Source organism: Fusobacterium ulcerans (assembly GCF_003019675.1).
Lineage (GTDB): Bacteria > Fusobacteriota > Fusobacteriia > Fusobacteriales > Fusobacteriaceae > Fusobacterium_A > Fusobacterium_A ulcerans.
In genome coordinates, this window is the sequence record NZ_CP028105.1 from 289,945 (window position 1) to 309,056 (window position 19,112).

11 protein-coding genes and 1 tRNA gene are annotated in these 19,112 nt (G+C 31.5%); 1 reads left to right on the forward strand and 11 read right to left on the reverse strand.

All coding sequences use genetic code 11. The annotated features are described in order from the left end of the window. Positions 1–7: 7 nt before the first annotated feature. From proB to C4N20_RS01385, 9 genes are all read right to left on the reverse strand, one after another. Entirely contained in the window at positions 8–811 is an 804-nt protein-coding gene (proB, locus tag C4N20_RS01345; protein WP_172453958.1) for a glutamate 5-kinase, read from the reverse strand. Positions 812–1,135: 324 nt separating this feature from the next. Next, positions 1,136–1,221 (reverse strand) — tRNA-Leu (locus C4N20_RS01350). Positions 1,222–1,328: 107 nt separating this feature from the next. Next, the gene (gene hpf / locus C4N20_RS01355; protein WP_005981657.1) at positions 1,329–1,880 is read right to left on the reverse strand and encodes a ribosome hibernation-promoting factor, HPF/YfiA family; all 552 of its coding nucleotides are present in this window, start codon (positions 1,878–1,880) and stop codon (positions 1,329–1,331) included. Between the two features lie 107 nt (positions 1,881–1,987). Then, positions 1,988–2,677 carry an ABC transporter ATP-binding protein gene (locus C4N20_RS01360; protein ID WP_005981654.1) on the reverse strand — a complete coding sequence of 230 codons (690 nt, stop codon included), beginning with the start codon at positions 2,675–2,677 and terminating at the stop codon, positions 1,988–1,990. Beyond that, positions 2,670–3,833, reverse strand: a complete 1,164-nt coding sequence (locus C4N20_RS01365; protein ID WP_005981651.1) for an ABC transporter permease — start codon at positions 3,831–3,833, stop codon at positions 2,670–2,672. Before C4N20_RS01365 ends, C4N20_RS01360 begins: the two co-directional genes overlap by 8 nt. A 1-nt stretch (position 3,834) precedes the next feature. After that, positions 3,835–6,111 (reverse strand): penicillin-binding protein 1C, encoded by a 2,277-nt coding sequence (pbpC, locus tag C4N20_RS01370; RefSeq protein ID WP_005981648.1) that lies wholly within the window; start codon positions 6,109–6,111, stop codon positions 3,835–3,837. Further along, positions 6,111–10,964 (reverse strand): alpha-2-macroglobulin family protein, encoded by a 4,854-nt coding sequence (locus C4N20_RS01375; RefSeq protein ID WP_005981646.1) that lies wholly within the window; start codon positions 10,962–10,964, stop codon positions 6,111–6,113. The genes pbpC and C4N20_RS01375 overlap by 1 nt, the downstream gene beginning before the upstream one ends. 18 nt (positions 10,965–10,982) lie before the next feature. Beyond that, positions 10,983–12,899 (reverse strand): DNA helicase RecQ, encoded by a 1,917-nt coding sequence (gene recQ, locus C4N20_RS01380; RefSeq protein ID WP_008695933.1) that lies wholly within the window; start codon positions 12,897–12,899, stop codon positions 10,983–10,985. Between the two features lie 485 nt (positions 12,900–13,384). Then, positions 13,385–15,646, reverse strand: coding sequence for an adenosylcobalamin-dependent ribonucleoside-diphosphate reductase (locus C4N20_RS01385; RefSeq protein WP_005981642.1), 2,262 nt, complete (start codon positions 15,644–15,646; stop codon positions 13,385–13,387). A 312-nt stretch (positions 15,647–15,958) separates the two neighbouring features. Between C4N20_RS01385 and mnmH the strand changes: the two genes are divergently transcribed. Continuing rightward, complete coding sequence (mnmH, locus tag C4N20_RS01390) at positions 15,959–16,987, forward strand: tRNA 2-selenouridine(34) synthase MnmH (RefSeq protein WP_005981640.1); 1,029 nt, start codon at positions 15,959–15,961, stop codon at positions 16,985–16,987. 85 nt (positions 16,988–17,072) lie between these two features. Here mnmH and C4N20_RS01395 read toward each other — a convergent pair whose 3' ends face one another. Next, positions 17,073–18,308, reverse strand: coding sequence for an aminopeptidase (locus tag C4N20_RS01395; RefSeq protein ID WP_005981638.1), 1,236 nt, complete (start codon positions 18,306–18,308; stop codon positions 17,073–17,075). Positions 18,309–18,321: 13 nt separating this feature from the next. Then, positions 18,322–18,963 carry an esterase/lipase family protein gene (locus C4N20_RS01400; protein WP_005981636.1) on the reverse strand — a complete coding sequence of 214 codons (642 nt, stop codon included), beginning with the start codon at positions 18,961–18,963 and terminating at the stop codon, positions 18,322–18,324. Positions 18,964–19,112: the final 149 nt, after the last annotated feature.

A 19,112-nucleotide genomic window follows, 5' to 3' on the forward strand; every position in this document is an offset into this window, starting at 1 on the left:
TTTCCTCCTAAGCTATACAATCAAAAACTGTTCCTATATCTTCCCCAGATATTAATCTTTCTACAAGAAGAGGGTTAGAACCATCAAGTATAGCCATTACTACACCACTATCAAAGCATTCTCTTGCTGCCAGAAGTTTTGTTTCCATACCTCCAACACTGAATTCGCTTCCCTTTTCTCCACCCATTTCCATTATATCGTCAGTAACTTTCTCTACATAAGCAATTCTTTGAGCATCTGGATTAGTTTTAGGATTAGAATCATATAGAGCGTCTATATCAGTAAGTATAATTAACAGATCAGCTTTCAGCAAAGAAGCCACACTTGCAGAAAGTCTGTCATTATCACTGAATTCTATTTCAAAAGTAGAAATAGTATCATTGGCATTGACAATAGGGATAACTCCATATTCCAGCAATGTTTCAAATGTATTGTTGGTATTAGTTTTTCTCTCTCCCTCTTTGAAATCATCTTTTGTCAAAAGTATTTGAGCTGTCTTCTGGCTGTACTCACTAAAAAAGTTTTGATATATATGCATAAGTTCAGCCTGCCCTACTGCTGCTGCTGCCTGTTTCTCTCTAGTTTCTTTAGGTCTTGTTTTAAAATCAAGCTTTTTAGATCCTACACCTATAGCTCCAGATGTTACAAGTACTACATCTCTCTCTTGATTTCTCAGATCACTGAGCACCCATACAAGTTTATTTAAAAGCCCTAGATTAAGGTTTCCATTTGCATAAGTCAATGTAGATGTTCCTACTTTTACCACTATTCTTTTGGCATTTTTAACTCTTTCTTTTATATCTCCATTCATTACAGACATCACCCCTCTAATATTTCATTTAATGATATTATTATACTAAATATTTCCAAGTTTTGCACATTTATTTTTATTTTTCTCTAAAAGTGATAAAATATTTTTTAAAATTCAAAAAATAAAAAAGAGCAGCTCAAAAACAAAAATAAAGGAAACTACATCAGTTACAGCAATGCAAACTCTGGCAGGGCAGTTCCCACAATGGCTCCAGCATAAAAAATAGAATTATCCCAGTTTTTTGTCAAATTATATTAATAAAAAGGTGCTGATACTATTTTTAGTACCAACACCAAATATTATACAATTATATTATTGAGAAAATGGTGCAGAAGAAGAGATTTGAACTCTCACGGGGGCACCCCCACTGCCGTCTGAAGACAGCGCGTCTACCATTCCGCCACTTCTGCATAGCCACTCTCGTAGTATATACCTATTACATTGAAATTTCAAGTATTTTTTCAAAAATTTAAAACCCCTTCCATCTCTGAAAGGGGTAATATTTACAAATATTTAATTATTTTTTAATTGCTGGCTCTACGTGTGCGTAGTCTCCATCTTTTCTCTTATAAACTATGTTCATCTCTCCTGTTTCACAGTTAGTGAATGGATAGAATACTCTATTCAATAATTCAAGTTGAAGTATAGCTTCTTCTATATCCATTGGTTTTGGAGGTAGATAAACTTTTACTACATTTACAGCAGCTTCTTTTTCAACTGTGTTAGTTTCAGGATCATATTTTATTTTTTTAACTCCTGGAACCTGTCCATAATTGATAGCTCTTTTTTCTTTGTGTTTTTTAAGCTGCGCCTCTATAATATCAGAAACTTGGTCAATAGCTGCATATAGGTCTGTATCTGTACAAGAAGCTTTTAAAGTACTTCCACTCAGATATGCCAATACTTCAGCTGTATGGCTGCTTCCAGTTTTAGTTCTCACTGCTGATAAGCTGACATCTAAATCTATAATACTATCGTGATACTTTTCAACCCTCCCTAGTTTAGTTTCCGCATACTTTTTGATTGCATCAGTTACAACTAATTGTTTTCCATGGATAGACATTTTCATAATACCACTTCCTTTTAAGTCCGCAAGTTCTCTTTGCTTTGTATAATATTATACTTCCTTTTTTCGAGATTTCCTCTTTTTTTATAGAAAAATTTTGAAAACTTTTTCTAATCATCTGTTAAATGCAGAATACCTTTTTTAAGATAGAGCTTTTTGTCCGAAATCTTTGCCAGATCTTTTGAATGTGTAACTACTATTATAGTCTGCTTTCTATTTTTATTAATATCTCTCAGTATATCGAAGATAGTTTCACTTGTCTCCTCATCCAGATTTCCTGTAGGCTCATCTGCCAAAAGTATTTTAGGTGAATTGATTAAGGCTCTGGCTATTGCTACTCTTTGTTTTTCTCCTCCAGATAATTGTGAAGGTTTGTGTTTTACTCTGTCTTTCAATCCAACCGCTTCCAATATTTCCATTGCTCTTTTTTCTACTTCTTTCCTGTTTTTAAAATCATTCACCAAAGCTGGAAGCATTACATTTTCCAAAGCTGTAAATTCAGGAAGCAGATAATGAAATTGAAATACAAAGCCTAACATTCCATTTTTTAAAATATCTTTCTTTTCATCAGAAAGTTTTTCCACTTCCTGACCACCAATATATATTTTTCCTTTATCTATTTTATCCAACAGTCCAATTATATTCAGCAGAGTAGATTTTCCAGATCCTGATCTTCCCAGTATTGAAATAAATTCTCCCTCTTCTACAGTTAAGCTTAAGTTTCTTATAATATGAAGTTTATCTATATTCCCACTGTAATATTTTTCTATATTTTCTAATCTCAATATCTCTCTACTCATGTCTCAATGCCTCCACAGTTTCCATCTTGGCAGCTCTATATGCTGGGAATACACTCGATACAAAGATTATTCCAATATTTGCTCCAATTATTACTCCTATCTCCTTAACAGATATTTCAACTGGTATTTTAGTAAGATAATAGATAGAAGTTATAAATGCAAGAGTATAATTCTTAATGTACCACAAGAAGCACAGAGAAATAATTGTTCCTATTACTATTCCTGCAATTCCCAAGAGCATTCCCTGTATAAGGAAAATCTTCATTATACTTTTTCTTGAAAATCCCATTGATCTCATTATCCCTATATCTTTTATTTTTTCTCTTACCAGCATATTCAGTGTTACCCACACTACAAACCCTGCTATTATTACGATTAAAGAAAATACCATTATCATAACGGTTTTTTCCAATGACAGTGCTGAAAGAAGATTTCTGTTGAGATCTCCCCATGTCCTTGAGAAAATCTTTGTCTCAGACATTATTTTATCAGCTATTTCAGGAGCCTTGTATGGATCATTTAATGTTACATCAATCTTATTTACTGTATCTCCACTGTACACAAGATATTGAGCAGCCTTCAGTGGAAGAATTATCATATTTATATCATAATCATAATATCCGCTCTGGAATACCCCTTCTATCTTGAATTTTATCTCTTTATTTTCTGATGAAATAATAGTCACTTCATCTCCAAGAGAAGCCCCAATATTCCTAAAAAGTTCCTTTCCTATGAGGACTCCATTTATTTTATCAGGAGATATGCTTCCCTCTACAATCTTTTTATCCAAATCCATTGCTTTCTTTGCACTTTCTAAATCAAAGCCTTCTATTTTTACTCCAGATATGTATCCTCCATATATTCCATTATATTTAAAGATACCCTGTGTTTCTATACTTGGAACTGCTCCCTTTACTCCGGGAATTTTTTCTATTTTTTCTTTTAACTCGTTATAATTTGATAATTTATCTCCATTCTCCACCAGTACATGACTTGTCATAGAAAGAATACTGTTTATCATATTTTTATCTAATCCATTTGCTATTCCAATAGAGACTATTAAAACTACTACCCCTATTGCTATTCCTAAAGTTGAAATAAGACTCTGTCTTTTTCTCTCAAATATATGTTTCTTTGCTATAAAAAACTCTACCATTCTACTTCCTTCCTGCTCTATTTTTTACTATTTCAAATTTTACTTTTTCTGTTTCACCATTTTCAGCTACTACAGTTATTTCATATTCTCCTTCTTTTAGATTGAGACTTTTTTCCTTGTCTCTGTCTCTTCCTATATATTCCTTATTGATATACCAATAGAGATTTTGTTTTTTTAGATTTGCTACTTTTACTATGACGCTCTTTTCTCCATCAAAATCTTTTGGTATAACTATCTTTAAGTTATTTATTGGATATATGAATTTTACACTTTTTTCTTTGATTTTGCTACTAAAAATATTTGAAACATCCATATTCTGTCTTATGAAATAGTTTATTATCTCAATAGGGTAGTTAAGCACTACTTTTTCCTCTTTTTCAGTAAAGTCTTCATTTCTTGAATCTATCTCTTCTCCATCTTTGTTTAAAAAAACTTTTTTATAATATGGAGAAAGCTTCAAAGGTTTAGCTCCCACAGGATAAAGTATTTCTTTTGATGGAACATCAAACTTCATTCTATACCCAGTTTCTTGATCTACTTTTATAATTTCGAGATCTTCTTCTGGAAGTTTAAACAGAGTTGTTTTCTTTGGAAGAACATTAAATACATTAAACAAAAGTTTTCCTGCACTGACTACTCCTGATAGATTGCTGTTGCTTTCCCCAGTAAAATTTCCTACCCACACAACTACTGTCCAGTCTGGTGTAACTCCAGCTGCCCATCCATCTCTTCGTCCATAGCTTGTTCCAGTTTTCCATGAAACAGGATTTTTTTCTCTATACATACTTTCAAGACCAGGTCTTTCCAGCTGTCTTATAGTATCCAATGTTAGATATGCTGCTCCTCTTGATATAAGCTGATCTCCCTTTTCTTCCTGCCCATCTCTTGTATATTTTAAATCTTTAAAATTTCCATAATTTCCCAGTCCAGTATATAGTTTAGCTATATTTTCCACACTTAGCTCTTTAGTTCCAAGTATTAGAGAAAGTCCATATCTTGATGGGTTATTGTCTTTGAAGTCCAATACCTCTTTCAAAAAATAGAAAAATTTATCATCTTTATATTCCTTTAATAAAGATACAAAAGGAATATTCAATGATTTTATAAGAGCTTCTCTCATTTCAATCAATCCATAATATTTTTTATTGGCATTTTGAGGACTGAAATTTGAAAAATATAAAGGAACATCTGGTATTTTTGACTCTGGAGCTGCTATTCCTTCATCTATTGCCAAAGCATAAAGGAAAGGTTTTAATACAGATCCTGGTGATCTTTTAGCAGTTATTCCATCTACCTGTCCATTTGTACTAAAGTCATAAAAATTCTGTGAACCTACATATACTTTTACTTCATAAGTTTTATTATCTACCACTAATACAGCTGCATTTCCTATTCCTTCACCTTTTAGGTATTCAGAATAATCCTTCACTACTTTTTCTATTTTTTCCTGTAGCTGGCTATTAATAGTACTGTTTATTATTTTTTCATTGCTCTCCTGTGTCAATCTTCTAGTGAGATGTGGAGCAAGGGATCTGAATCTATATCTTTTTTCAGGAATAGGTTCCATTTTTGATAAAGCATACTGCCTTTCATCTATTACCCCTCTGTCCAATAACTTTTTTAAAAGAGCATTTCTCTTATTTATAAGCCTGTCTCTGTTTCTTTCCACATGCATAAGCCCGGGAGAATTAGGGAGCACTGCTAACAGTGCTCCCTCTGCCCAAGTAAGTTCATCTGGATTTTTTTGAAAGTATAAAAGTGAAGCTGTCTTATAGCCTACAATATTTCCACCATATGGAGCATTATTCAGATACATTGATAATATCTCATCTTTACTGAATTTTCTTTCTATTTTCAGTGCATGAACTATCTCTTTGTATTTATTAAAATAACTCCTCTGTTTAGGTTCGAGAACTTTTGCCACCTGCATAGTAACAGTGCTGCCTCCAGTTCTCCTCCTCTGGAATATATTATCTCTCACAGCTCTGATTATCGCTTTTGCATCTACTCCCCTATGAGAATAGAAATTTTTATCTTCATAATTCAAAACTGCTTCTTTCAATTTTTCAGGTATTTTATCTGTACTTTTTAAATGCCATTGTTCATTTTTATTAAGATAAGCTCCAAGGATATCATTTTTATCATCTAACACCACCTGGCTGTATCTCTCTTCAAATGTACTTGATATTTTATCAGTATCATATTTTAAATATGTCCATGATGTAAGAATAATTCCACTCAGAACAATTCCTGAAAATATCAGATATCTTTTTTTCATTATTTGACCTCTACTTCAAATCCTTTTAGATAAGCTTCATAATTTTTATCATACATAGCTTCTGCCATAGTTCCAGGGAACTTATATTTTCCAACTGTTACTGTATTTATTTTAACAAAGAAGCTGTTTCCTGTTCTGCTGTAATTATTGAAGCCAAAGAACCACATAACTCTGTCATCTCTGATATCTTCATAATCTATATTAGTATTTCCCATTTTAGATTTTACCCATTCTGGATATTGCTGTTTCAATGCTCTTACATTTTCTATTTCCCATCCTGTAGGAAGTACCTGTGTTAATGCTACATCATCTATATAGAAATATCCTCTTGTATTTTCAGGAAGTACTTTTACTTCTAACCAGAATGTAGTTCCAGATGTAAGAGATTTAGGATTTATTTCTGCTCCATTAATATCATAGAATTTTCTCTCTATTTTGATATTTTTAGCGATGTCTTCTCCTTCATAGTTTACAGGAACTCCTTCCCAATAGTAATTAACAAACATATCTTTTGAATTACCAGAAACTATTTTGATATCTTTTACTTTATCAGAAATTGATTCTGTGTAAGTACCATTCTTAGTTGTAAATCTTTTTAGCTGTCCATCTATTTCTATAGTTCCAGATACCTCTTCTTTAGCTCCTGATTTTACCATTTCAGCTATAGTCATCAGAGAATACCCTGTACTTTGAGTAGACAGCCAGTTTTGCGACTGAAGAGCCTGAAGTAAATTGTTGTATAATTTTTCTTCTATCTTACCATATACTTTATAGTATGCTCCAAGTATAATAGCTTTATCTCTTAAATTTGAACCATAAGAATATCTATAGTAGTCATAATCATATTCAGGTACAGTAATTGGAAGAGAATTAGCAATATCTACTGCTATCTTATCTTCACCAATTAATTTATATGCTGCTGCCATGTACCATTTACTTGTTATTGAAAGGCTTCCCATATAATTTTCATATACAAGGTTCATTTCACTTATTTCAGGAGAACCAGCTGATGCTAATAAGTATAGAGTATATGCCTTTCTGTCTAAATCAGCACCTGCTATTTTACTTTGCTTTTTACTGAAATCAAGCCATCTGTTGTACATATCCTCTGGTACATAGTATCCATTATCTCTTGCACTTATCAGTAATTGTCCAATATAGTTAGTTACCCATAAGTCAGCATCTCTATTTCCAGGCCAGTATGTGAAAGATCCATCATAAAGCTGGAATTTTGATAATCTAGTAATTCCTGAATTAATATTAGCTGTTATTCTCTTTTTATCAAAAGCATTTTCAGAAGACAGCTCTTTTATAAATAATTGTGGAAGTATACTTGATGTAGTCTGCTCTGCACATCCATATGGATATCTGATAAGCCATTTAAGTCTTTGATCTATAGCCAGTATAGGTGAACTAGAAATAGTTAATGTACTTTCTACACTTCCTTCTATTGAATCTTTTGGTGCATTAAATACAATCTCTTTTCCACCTGGTACAGTTTTTATATCATTCAAATAAATATATGGATTATTTGAATTTACATCTATATCAGTAACTTCTTCATAATTATATTTATTAGATTTTGCACTTATAGTTATTTTATCTGCCCCTATTTTATTAGGAACTTTTTCTGTGAAGTATACTGTTTTCTTCTCTTTATTTTTCAAAGTGAATTTTTCAGTTTTTGTCTCTCCATTGTAATTTATACTTACAGTTATTTCTCCAAGACCATCTTCTAAAGCAAAGATTTCCACTGGAACTTTAAATTCATCTCCAACTTTCAATGTTCTAGGAAGTGAAGCATTCATAACTATTGGAGCTTTTACAGTAATTGTAGATTCTGCTTTTCCATACATTCCTTTATCTGCTCCTATTACCATAACTCTTACAGAACCCATATAGTTAGGCATTGTAAATTCTACTTCTCCTTCACCTTTATCATTAGTAGTAAGAACTCCTTTAAACATTGCCACTGGTTTAAATCTTTGAGCTTCTTCAAGTCCCATTTGTTTATTTCTAGATTTATCCATTGCTGACATTTCAGCTAGGAATTCTCCTCCTCCAGTTTTCAATACCTGATGCACTTCTCCAAAAGTTTTTCCTATGATTTCATTATAGTTGTCATAAGACATTATTTGAAGAGCTTCTTTTTGGTAGAAATAATTCCATGGATCTGGAGTTTTAAATGCTGTTATATCTAAAAGTCCTTCATCTACCACTGCTACTGTATATTCCATAGGTGTTCCAGCTTTATTTTTAACTTTTACACTAAACTTTTCATTTGGTCTTAATTCTTTTGGAGTATTTAATTCCAAGCTAAGTTTAGTTGCCTCATTTTTTACCATTAGAGGTACAGCACCATACAGTCTTAATGGTCTGTCATTTGTAAAGTTATTATAATCTTGGAATAAAGATATAGTTACATAAGCATTTGGGAACATTCCCTCAGTAATCTCTATTTCCTCTTCATTTTTAATATTATTAACATCTTTCCAGTATCTTTTTACTATTTGACCAGATTTTTCTATAGTAATAAGGGCTTTAGCTCCCTTTTCTCCTTCATATACAATCTTAGCCTTTTCTCCTATATTGTAAGATTTTTTATCAGTTTCCATTTTAAGTTTATCTACTTTTTTACTTACACTAGGATCCATCCAAGTACTTACATATAGATTTACTCCTGTACTCTGTTCTGTTTCTAAATCCTCTACTTCTACAAATATTTCTCCTGTTCCTTCTATTGGATAATCTATAATATATGGTTTATCTCCTGATACAAATTCCTGCTCATGAACAAAAGTAGTATTTGTATCTGTCTTTATTGATTTTAGGAAACTTCCATAATCATTATAGTCCCACCACCAAGAATATTCGTTTTTATATATTCTGTATTTCATTTTTCTTCCAGGAACAAGCTTATCTCCATCACTAGATACTGCTATAACCTGAAGATTTACTTTATCTCCACTCTTCATATATCTGTCAGATGGTATTTCCATTCCTACATATGTATCGAATTTCTTTAATGTTACTACACTTCTATCTAAAACAGGTCTTCCACTTGTTTCTAATACTTTAGTAGTAAGAGTTCCTGTTAAATTTATATTTTTAGGAGTAACTTTAGCAATATCAAAATTAATAGTTCCTTTTCCTTCACTGTTTAATACTCCCTCTTTATAATCTCTGTGATAGAAATTATATGATGTAGGATTTGTAAAAGTATAGTTTTTAAATTTTTCAAATCTTACATTCTCTTCTCTTATTTGCAGTTCACTGTTAAATCTCAAATCACTTCCAGGTGCACCAAAAAGATAATCTGAAGCAACTTTCACTTCAAAATTACCAGTTTCATTTATATCCACCACTTTAGGTGCATCAACATCAACTTTTATTTTATACGGAACTATAGTTTCCACAGGAATATCTTTTCTGAATGTAGTGCTTCCTACTTGTGCCTCTACTCTCCAGATACCAGTTTCTGAATCCAGATTAGTTTTGAAAGAATATGTATAGAATCCATTTTTCCCATTATTCAAAACATAGTTCTCCAAAAATTTCTTTCCTGTTGGAGTGTATATGTTTAATTTGATTGGATGATTTTCAGGGAAGCTGTCATCTGCATTTCTAGCTATTACAGAAAGATATATATCATCTCCAGGTCTGTATATTCCTCTGTCTGTATACATAAAACTTTTTACACCTTCAGTTGCGTATATACCATCTACAGCAAATCCATCATATGATAGAAGAGAATCACTTAATTTAAGTATTGATTTTTCATCTCCAAGTTCGCTTATAATATAGAAAATTTTATCTTTTCCATCAAAAGTTACCTCTCCATTTTCATTGGTAGTTTTTTCTTCAATTACCTGATTATTGAGAGTTATAGCTTTTACTTTAGCACCTTTTACAACACCATTTTTTGCTACATTAGTTACAGTTACCAGATAATTATCCTTAGTTTTTTGAGCAAGAATACCCATATCTGAAAGTAAAATAACTTTTCCTATTTTCCCGTTATTTTCAAAGAAACTGTACTGCTGCCAGTTTTCTACACCTTCTGGGAAAGTATAGTCTATTCCATCTTTATTAAAAGATAATTCAACTATAAAGAATCCCTTATAGTTTACCAGACTTCCTAATTCAATTTCTGTTTGAATCCATTTATTTTTAATATTATTCAGATCATAATCTTTTTCAAAAAGAACATCTCCAATTTTATAGAAATCTCCCTGCAATCCATAATTGAATACATTTCCATTTCCTTTAAATACAAAATTCTGTAAAAATTGAGTAGTATTATTTTCAAATACCTTTTTAACTTTTACATTTACTTTTTTTACATTAAGAGATTTAAAACTTATTCTCTTATCATTCACAGCTGGAAGGATTATCCCTTCATTTGAAAAAGCTATCTTAGGTTCTATTTCTTTAAAAGCTACTGTTGTATTGAAATTTTCATTTAATACAACTCCGTTTTTAGACTTCAATCCTTTTAAAATTTCTACTTGATATGTTTCTCCAGTAGAAAAATCTCCTCTTATGATTATCTTATTTTTCATTTTAATAATATCATAGCCATTTTCCCCATCAACTTTTATATATGCATCTATATCACTATTAAGTCCTATTTCATCAGAAAGAGTTATTTCAATATTAGGTTTTTCTCCAGATGCAGTTGTCACATCTAAAACTTTCAATTCTGTCTCTTTCGTTGGTGGAGCTACCACTTCATTTTCTGTTTTTGTTACCTCTGTTTTCTTTTCTGGTTCAATCGTTTGTTCTGGTGTTTTATCCCCCTGGCTGCATCCAAGTGTAGTCAATAAAACAAGAAATGCCAATATTTTTTTCATTGTAACCTCCTTAATGTTCTAACTAAATAATGACTTAATTAAAATTTCTCTTAATTTTTCTGAACTTATATTTATTTGTAATTTATTTTTTAAGTCTTCCAGTTTAGATTCTTCCAGATATTTATCTTCAACTATACTTTCAAGTCGGATAATCTCCATATCTTCATCTGAAAAACTATTAATAACCTTTAAAAATTCTTCCCCATAGTTTTTAAATTTCTGATTTCCTATTCCCCTTATCTTCAGCATATCCCATCTATTTTTAGGTTTTTTCTCTGCCATTTCCATAAGTGTCAGATCTGAAAATACTATATATGGTGCTACTTTTTCTTTTTCAGCTATTCTATTTCTTAACTGATTCAGGTTTTCAAATAATGGATCTTCATAATAATCAAATGTTACTTTTTCATCTACTCTTCTAAATACAGCAGTTTCATTTTTCAAAACTTTTCTGGCTCGTTCATTCAGCCTGAGCACTGGAAAACTTCCTGCACTTTGTTCAAGATATCCATCTGATATCAAAAAGTTTATAAATTCCTCTATCCAGTTTCTATCTCTCTCCTGCATTATTCCAAAAGTAGATAATTTATGGTATTCTTTTTTATCCATCTTAGTATCTGATTTTCCCACAAGTATGTTTGTCAAAGTGGATATTCCTATACTTTCTTTTGCTCTTCCTATGCAAGAAAGTATCTTTTGAGCTTCTACAGTAAGATCTTCAACATTTTTGAAAGATTTGCAGTTACCGCATTTTCCACAATAATTCTTTATTCTCTTATCTCCAAAATATTTCAATATATATTCTCTGTAACAACTCTCCAGATAGGCATACTCCACCATCTTATCAAGCTTTTCCATTTTCTCTTTCTTCAACTGATTTTCAGTTTCCTCATTCATCTCTATGAGATATTCCTGTGTTCCTACATCTTCTTCAAAATACATGAGAACAGCTTCAGCAGGGGCACCATCTCTTCCAGCACGTCCAGCTTCCTGATAGTAACTCTCCATATCCTTTGGTATATTTCTATGAAGTACAAATCTTACATTGGATTTATCTATTCCCATTCCAAAAGCATTTGTAGCTACCATTATTTTTATTTCATCTTTAATGAACTTCTCCTGAAAATCTTTTCTCTCTTTTTCAGTAAGCCCAGCATGGTATTTCCCCACACTAAATTCCCTAAGTTCAAGATAGGCATATAGGCTGTCTACCTCTTTTCTGGTAGAAGCATAGATTATTCCTGATTTTTTAGGTGCTTTTTTCAAGTAATCTACTATATAGGCTTCTGCAACTACATTTTTCACTACCTTAAAAAATATATTTTCCCTGTCAAATCCCGCAACATAGCTGAATGGATTTTTCATTTCAAGTTTTTCCTCTATATCCTGTCTTACTTCAGCAGTAGCTGTTGCTGTAAGAGCCAGCATCTGTATTGGCTTTCCTATCTTCTTTACAAAATTAGGTATTTCCAGATAACTTTTTCTGAAATCATGCCCCCATTGTGAAATACAATGTGCTTCATCTACAGCTATCATAGCTATATTCAGTTTTTTTATAAAAGTCACAAATTTCTCATTGGCAAGACGTTCAGGAGCTATATATATTATTTTCACATTTCCGCTTCTTATTCTCCCCATAGCATCAGAATATTCTTCTCTAGAGAGAGTAGAATTTATATATACACTTTTTATTCCTAAAAGCTTTAAAGTATCTACCTGATCCTTCATCAAAGATATCAGTGGAGAAATAACTATTGTTATTCCTTTAAAAAGAAGAGCTGGAATTTGATAGCATATAGATTTTCCTCCTCCAGTGCTCATTACTCCCAAAGTGTCTCTTCTTTGAAGAACTGAAGATACTATTACTTTCTGTCCATCTCTGAAATCATCATATCCATATATTTCTTTAAGCAGTCTTCTCGCTTCATTTTTCATTAATTTTTTCACCAACATCTATTCATTATATTTGCTAATATTATACCATTGAAATTAGTAAAAAGTAAGGGATGAAAAACCTCTGTAGTCATAATATCAATTTTAAAGAAGTAGATAATTTATAAATAGAAATATAATTTTTCAGTAATTACACAGTTAAGATTTTAATTGCTCTAATTACCAAGATCCAACTGTAGAACTGCTGTAATCATTTCTAATTTCCAAATTTCTAAAATTTTATCCAACTCTTTCTTATCTACATTCTGCCAAACTTCCTAAATTCCTGTTTCTATAGGGAATTTTATTTTAACATTTTTCATCTTTCCATACTACCAACTATCTTCTACTTTTTGTCTACTGCTAGTTGCATTTATATTTTTACAAAAAAAAAGAATAATCTGAAATCAGAAATTTATTTTTAGAACTTTCCAATGGAAATATTTCTAAATTTTACTCTGATTTTTGATCATTCTTTTCTTAATTAATTATTCACATTTAGAGAACCCACAGCTTCTGCAAGTATAGCATCCTCCAGTAACATCTATTATCTCTCCACATTCAGGACAACGAGTTACATAATCAGCTTCTCTCTCACTGCTTTCTATCTCTTTTCTCTCTTCTTCATCTATTTTTTGTATAGCTTTTTCGTGTGCATCCAGTCCCATCTCTTTTTCGAAATTCTTAAGAATGTTAAGGATAGCTGATGGACATGTATTTCCTTTACTTATTTCCTGATTTTTACTTCTTGCTACAGCAAATGATGTACATCCACTTACTCCTGCTATTGCTTTCTCCAGCATGAATAAATTTCCACCTAATCTAAGTATTCCTGACATATATATTGCCACTGCCTGAATATTTTTCTCACATCCACCTACACCACTTCTTATTACATACAGGTCTTGAATAGCTCTCTCACTTGGTGAGTACCCAATCATTACTTTAAGTTTTCCACAACCTATTCTCATAGTAGTTGGATAGTATATTGTATCTGGAGCTATTGGTTTCAGCTCTCCTCTAGGCATAGCTGGTAATTTTAATTCTTCTATTTTTTCTTCAACTTTAGGTGTTACAGTAAGTATTCCCTCTCTATCACATCCAGCTCTATAGATTGTCATTCCCTTCAGACCATTTTTCCAAGCTTCTAAATATAGTTTTTCAACTTCTTCAACAGAAACTTTATTTACAAGATTGATTGTTGATGAAATACTTGCATCTATTCTTTTCTGCCATATTCCCTGCATTTTTATTCTGTCATATGGATTAAGATTTTGTGCTGTAACAAAGTATTCTGGCAGATCATCTTCATCATCAATTTCATTTTCTTCCATATATTTTTTAGCAATTGGAATAAATACCTTATAGAATACATCTTCCCCATGTAAACTTTCTGTTTTTCTTATATAAGAGAATGCAAAGTTAGGTTCTATTCCTGTACTTGTCTCCAGCATTGTTCCTATTGAACCAGTAGGGGCTATAGTTAAAAGCTGTGAATTTCTAAGTCCATATTCTTCTATTAATTGAAGTGTCTCTATGCTTGCATTTTCCAATAGAAATTCTGATTTCAATACTTTATCTGCTTTATATTTAGGATATGCTCCAGACTCTTTAGCCAAAAGAGCACTTGCCTTTAATGCATTATCAATTATAACTTTTGCTATGTTATCACAAAATTCTAAAGATTCTGGTGATCCATATTTCATTCCAAGTTTTATTAAAAGGTCTCCTACTCCTAAGATTCCCAGTCCAATCTGTCTCCAGTCTCTTACTGATTCTCTCTGCTCCTCTAATGGATGCAGAGGAAGTCCTTCATCAAGTACATCATTAAGAGCTTTTACTGATTTTTGTACAGCATTTGCCAATCTATCAAAATCAAATTCTTTTCCCTCTACAAATGTCGGAAGAATAAGAGAACCTAAAAGACAGCTTCCTCCTGCTGGTAATGGCTCTTCTGCACATGGATTTGTTCCAGCATATTCAAACTCTTCATCTTCACTTAATAGATTCCATTTTGATATTCTATCCCAGAAAAGTACTCCTGGTTCAGCAAATTTCCAGTTTTGTCTTGCAAGTTCTTTAAAAAGTTTTCTTGCATCTATTTCTTTACTGATTACTTCACCAGTATCTTCTACTAAAAATTCAGTTACAAATTGCAGTCCTTCAACCACTGCTTTCATAAAATTAGCATCTACTCTTACAGAGATATTTGCTTTTTGTATTTTATTAAGGTCAGATTTGATAGATATAAATTCTGAAACATCTGGATGATTTACATCAATAGATATCATTAATGCTCCTCTTCTCCCTTTCTGTCCTATTATATCTGTAGTCAGGTTATACAGCTCCATAAAAGATATTGATCCTGTTGTATATTTTGCTGAGTTATTTACCTCCGATCCTTTTGGCCTCAATTTAGAAATGTCTACTCCGCATCCCCCGCCATAAGAATAAGTTCTTGCCAGTTTTTTAGCAGTATCAAATATAGATTCCAGATTATCTTCTGGAGGTGCTATAACATAACAATTTGAATAAGTTATTTTCCTTCCTAATTTATATAATCCTCTATTTGAAAGAATTCTTCCTGCAAAGATAAATTCTTTGTTAGCTATCATTTCTTTTAGTTCCTGATCTCCGCCAGAAACTCTCTCTAACCATTCATTGAATGTTTCTCCATCATATTTATATTTTTTTTCCCAAATATCCATTCCTAATTTGTTATCTTTTCCTAACCAGCTAGCTATATCCATGACTACCTCCCTGTTATGTTGACAAAAACATTATAGCATAATTCTTACAAAATATAGTGTTTAATTTTTCAAATAAAACTATATATAGTATGAATTTGATTTTTTTATATTTTCAAATTATCTCAACTATATATACTTTTTCCATGCTTTTTTCCCTTTTTTATTTTTTTTATAATTTATTTTTTCAAATATTTCAGTTATAATATATACATATTTTTAATAATAATTTTTTATTAAGATTCCACTCTTTATTGACTTTGAGTCGATAAAAGGTGTATATTATATATATTATGAATTTTGGGAGGATTTTTTATGAATACAATTACCTATAGGGAACTTTTAGAAATGGATAACTACGTTTTGGTTGATGTAAGAACTCCAAAAGAATTTGAAAGTGAACCTATCCCCAATGCTGTAAATATCCCTGTTTTATTGGATGAAGAAAGAGCTGCTGTTGGAACAGCTTATGTACAGCAATCAAAAGAATTAGCTAAAGAACTGGGGGTAAATTTTATTTCTAAAAGACTTCCTGAGATTTTTAAGCAGGTGCAGGAACTTTCCTCTAAAAATAGAAGAATAGTATTTTTCTGTGCAAGAGGTGGAATGAGAAGCGGAACTATGTGTTCACTTTTTCAGGCGTTAGGATATAAATGTATGAAGCTTGAAGGAGGATACAAAGCTTACAGAGAATTTGTCTATAAGTCAATTCCTGTTCTCAATGAAAAATTTAAATATGTCATTATCCATGGAAGAACAGGTATAGGAAAAACTAAAATACTTGCTAAACTTCAGGAAATGGGATACCCTGTATTAAATCTTGAAAAAATTGCAGATCACAAAGGATCTCATTTTGGAGCTCTTGGAGAGAAAAGAAAACAAAGCCAGAAAAGATTCGAAACAGAACTTTATGAATTTCTTGTTTCTAATAAAGAAGGATATATTCTTGCAGAAAGTGAAAGTAAAAGAATAGGAAATATCTATATCCCTGATTCTGTTTATGATTCTCTTGTTTCAGGATATCATTTAATAGCTGAAACTACTCCAGAACACAGAATAGAAATACTTATGGAAGATTATGCTGATGCTCCTGAAGAAGCTTTGAGAGAGTGCATCATGAAAATCAGTCGTTATACTTCTAAGAAAAATACAGAAAACTATCTGGAGCTTCTTGAAAACAAAAAGCTTCCAGAATTGGCTGCTGAATTGATAAAAGAATACTACGACCCTCTTTATCAGAAAAGTATAGACAAGTATCAATTTAATCATAAGATACAATATGCAACTACTGATGAAGGTGTAGAAAAGGTTATTGAGTTCCTAAGAGAAAAAGAATTTATATAAAATAAAAAATGAGGATGGCTAGCCATCTTCATTTTTATTTTGGTCTATACATTCCCCTGCCAAGGAACTCTATTTTATCACTTTATTACTTTTCAGTAAAGGCAAAATTTCCATTTTTCATTATCAAAGTTTCATTTCCAAGATGGTCTATTCCAATTACTTCCAAGTCAGAAGTTCCAACCATGAAATCTTCATGTACCATTGAAATATTTACCCCTTTTTCTCTAAGCTGACTCTCATCCATTTCACTTCCATTTTCTAAGCAAATAGGATAAGCCTGCCCCAATGCCAGATGACATGAAGCATTTTCATCAAAAAGAGTATTGTAAAATATAGTATTTGAATTTGAAATTGGCGAATCATATGGAACAAGTGCTACCTCTCCAAGATAAGATGATCCCTCATCACTTTTTAAAAGCTGTTTAAGAATTTCTTTTCCCTTTTCAGCAGAAAAATCTACTACTTTTCCCTCTTTAAATGTAAGTGAGAAATTTTCTATTAAATTACCTCCATAACTAAAAGGCTTGCTGCTGTAAACTATTCCATTAACTTCATCTTTTTTAGGCAGTGTAAATATTTCCTCAGTAGGCATATTTGCTACAAAATATACACCCTCTTTTGAAGTTTCTCCTCCTGCTGTCCAAATATGCCCCTCTGGAAGACCTATCTCCAGATTTGTTCCAAGTGAATTTTTATATATCAACTTTTTAAATTTCTTTTTATTAAGATAATTCATATTCTCTTTTAATGAGTTTAAATGTTTTTTCCATTCCTCTATTGGATTTTCTTTATCTGCTCTCACTATTGAGAAAATGAGATCCCATAATTTTTCTTTACTTTCTTCTTTAGTCAATTCTGGGAATATTTTTCCAGCCCAAGCATCAGTTGGTACAGATACTACACACCATTGATTATAGTTATTCAGTATTTTATCATAATATTCCTTCAATGCTCTGCTTCTGGCTCTCTGATATTTTGCGATTTTGTTTTGCTCTACATCTTTTAATAATTCTGGATCAGAAGCATATACACTTAGAAAAGCAGCTCCTTTTCTCATATATTCCATAACAGATTCTACCTGCCATTGTGGATAATTTTCAAATAGCTCCTCTGCTCCGTATAGATACTTATATTTCCCACATATCTCATCATTCCAATGAACTATTACTTCTTTTGCTCCATTTTTATATGCAGCCTCTACAATTTTTCTTGTAAAGTCAGCTGTTTCTACAGGAGAATTTATAACCAAAATCTGTCCCTGCTGAAGATTTATTCCAATCTTTACAGCAAGTTCTACATACTTCTCTATCTTTTTTTCCATTTGCTTCCTCCAATTAATCTACTCTAAACTGTCCCTTTGATATAAAATTATTTATATATTTTGCTGTTCCCATTTTTTTATGTATTTCATCATGGACAAGAGGAAGAAAAAGAGTATCCTTAGCATAACCCAGCATACATTCTTTAGAATTTACCAGACCATCATTATATTCTCCCAGCCATTTACTAAATATTCCATCTGTCTCTGTCCCTATAATCAATCCTATCTCTATCTTTCTATCTATTTCATATTCTTTTTTTCTTTTGAAAAGCCTCAATGGTTTAAATATAGTGTCCAACAGTGGAAAAATCCTTTTTAATCTTCTATGAACAACTGAATCTCTCAGAGGAGCAGCTATCAATACTATTTTATCAACAATGTCTTCTGCTTCTTTATCTCTCAAAGTTTCCTCAATTAATAGCCCTCCAAGCCCATATCCAATGAGAACAATTTCCTCTTTCTCACTAAGTCCACCATATTTTAGATCTAAAAGAAAACTTTTAAGCATCTCCACTGAAAATTTTATATCTGGAAAAGTAAGAGGAAAATTTAAGTTTTCTACTTTATACCCTAATGAAGTTAAATTTTGTTCCAATGGCTCCATATCTCTATAATCTCTATGAAATCCATGAATCAATACTATTCTGTAGCTCATCTTCTCACTTTCCTTTTTTTAATAATTTTATCAAAATCGTCTTTCTTTTTTATTATAACATTTTTTAGAGGAACTTGAAGAAAAAAAGATAAAAATTTCTAATCTCTTTTTGGTAAAATTATGCTATGATATATTTAAAACAACTTTGA

What these genes read in the sequence shown, in the direction of transcription:
- proB (WP_172453958.1), bottom strand. Translation starts at nt 811, where the DNA reads ATGAATGGAGATATAAAAGAAAGAGTTAAAAATGCCAAAAGAATAGTG.
- hpf (WP_005981657.1), bottom strand. Translation starts at nt 1,880, where the DNA reads ATGAAAATGTCTATCCATGGAAAACAATTAGTTGTAACTGATGCAATC.
- C4N20_RS01360 (WP_005981654.1), bottom strand. Translation starts at nt 2,677, where the DNA reads ATGAGTAGAGAGATATTGAGATTAGAAAATATAGAAAAATATTACAGT.
- C4N20_RS01365 (WP_005981651.1), bottom strand. Translation starts at nt 3,833, where the DNA reads ATGGTAGAGTTTTTTATAGCAAAGAAACATATATTTGAGAGAAAAAGA.
- pbpC (WP_005981648.1), bottom strand. Translation starts at nt 6,111, where the DNA reads ATGAAAAAAAGATATCTGATATTTTCAGGAATTGTTCTGAGTGGAATT.
- C4N20_RS01375 (WP_005981646.1), bottom strand. Translation starts at nt 10,964, where the DNA reads ATGAAAAAAATATTGGCATTTCTTGTTTTATTGACTACACTTGGATGC.
- recQ (WP_008695933.1), bottom strand. Translation starts at nt 12,899, where the DNA reads ATGAAAAATGAAGCGAGAAGACTGCTTAAAGAAATATATGGATATGAT.
- C4N20_RS01385 (WP_005981642.1), bottom strand. Translation starts at nt 15,646, where the DNA reads ATGGATATAGCTAGCTGGTTAGGAAAAGATAACAAATTAGGAATGGAT.
- mnmH (WP_005981640.1), top strand. Translation starts at nt 15,959, where the DNA reads ATGAATACAATTACCTATAGGGAACTTTTAGAAATGGATAACTACGTT.
- C4N20_RS01395 (WP_005981638.1), bottom strand. Translation starts at nt 18,308, where the DNA reads ATGGAAAAAAAGATAGAGAAGTATGTAGAACTTGCTGTAAAGATTGGA.
- C4N20_RS01400 (WP_005981636.1), bottom strand. Translation starts at nt 18,963, where the DNA reads ATGAGCTACAGAATAGTATTGATTCATGGATTTCATAGAGATTATAGA.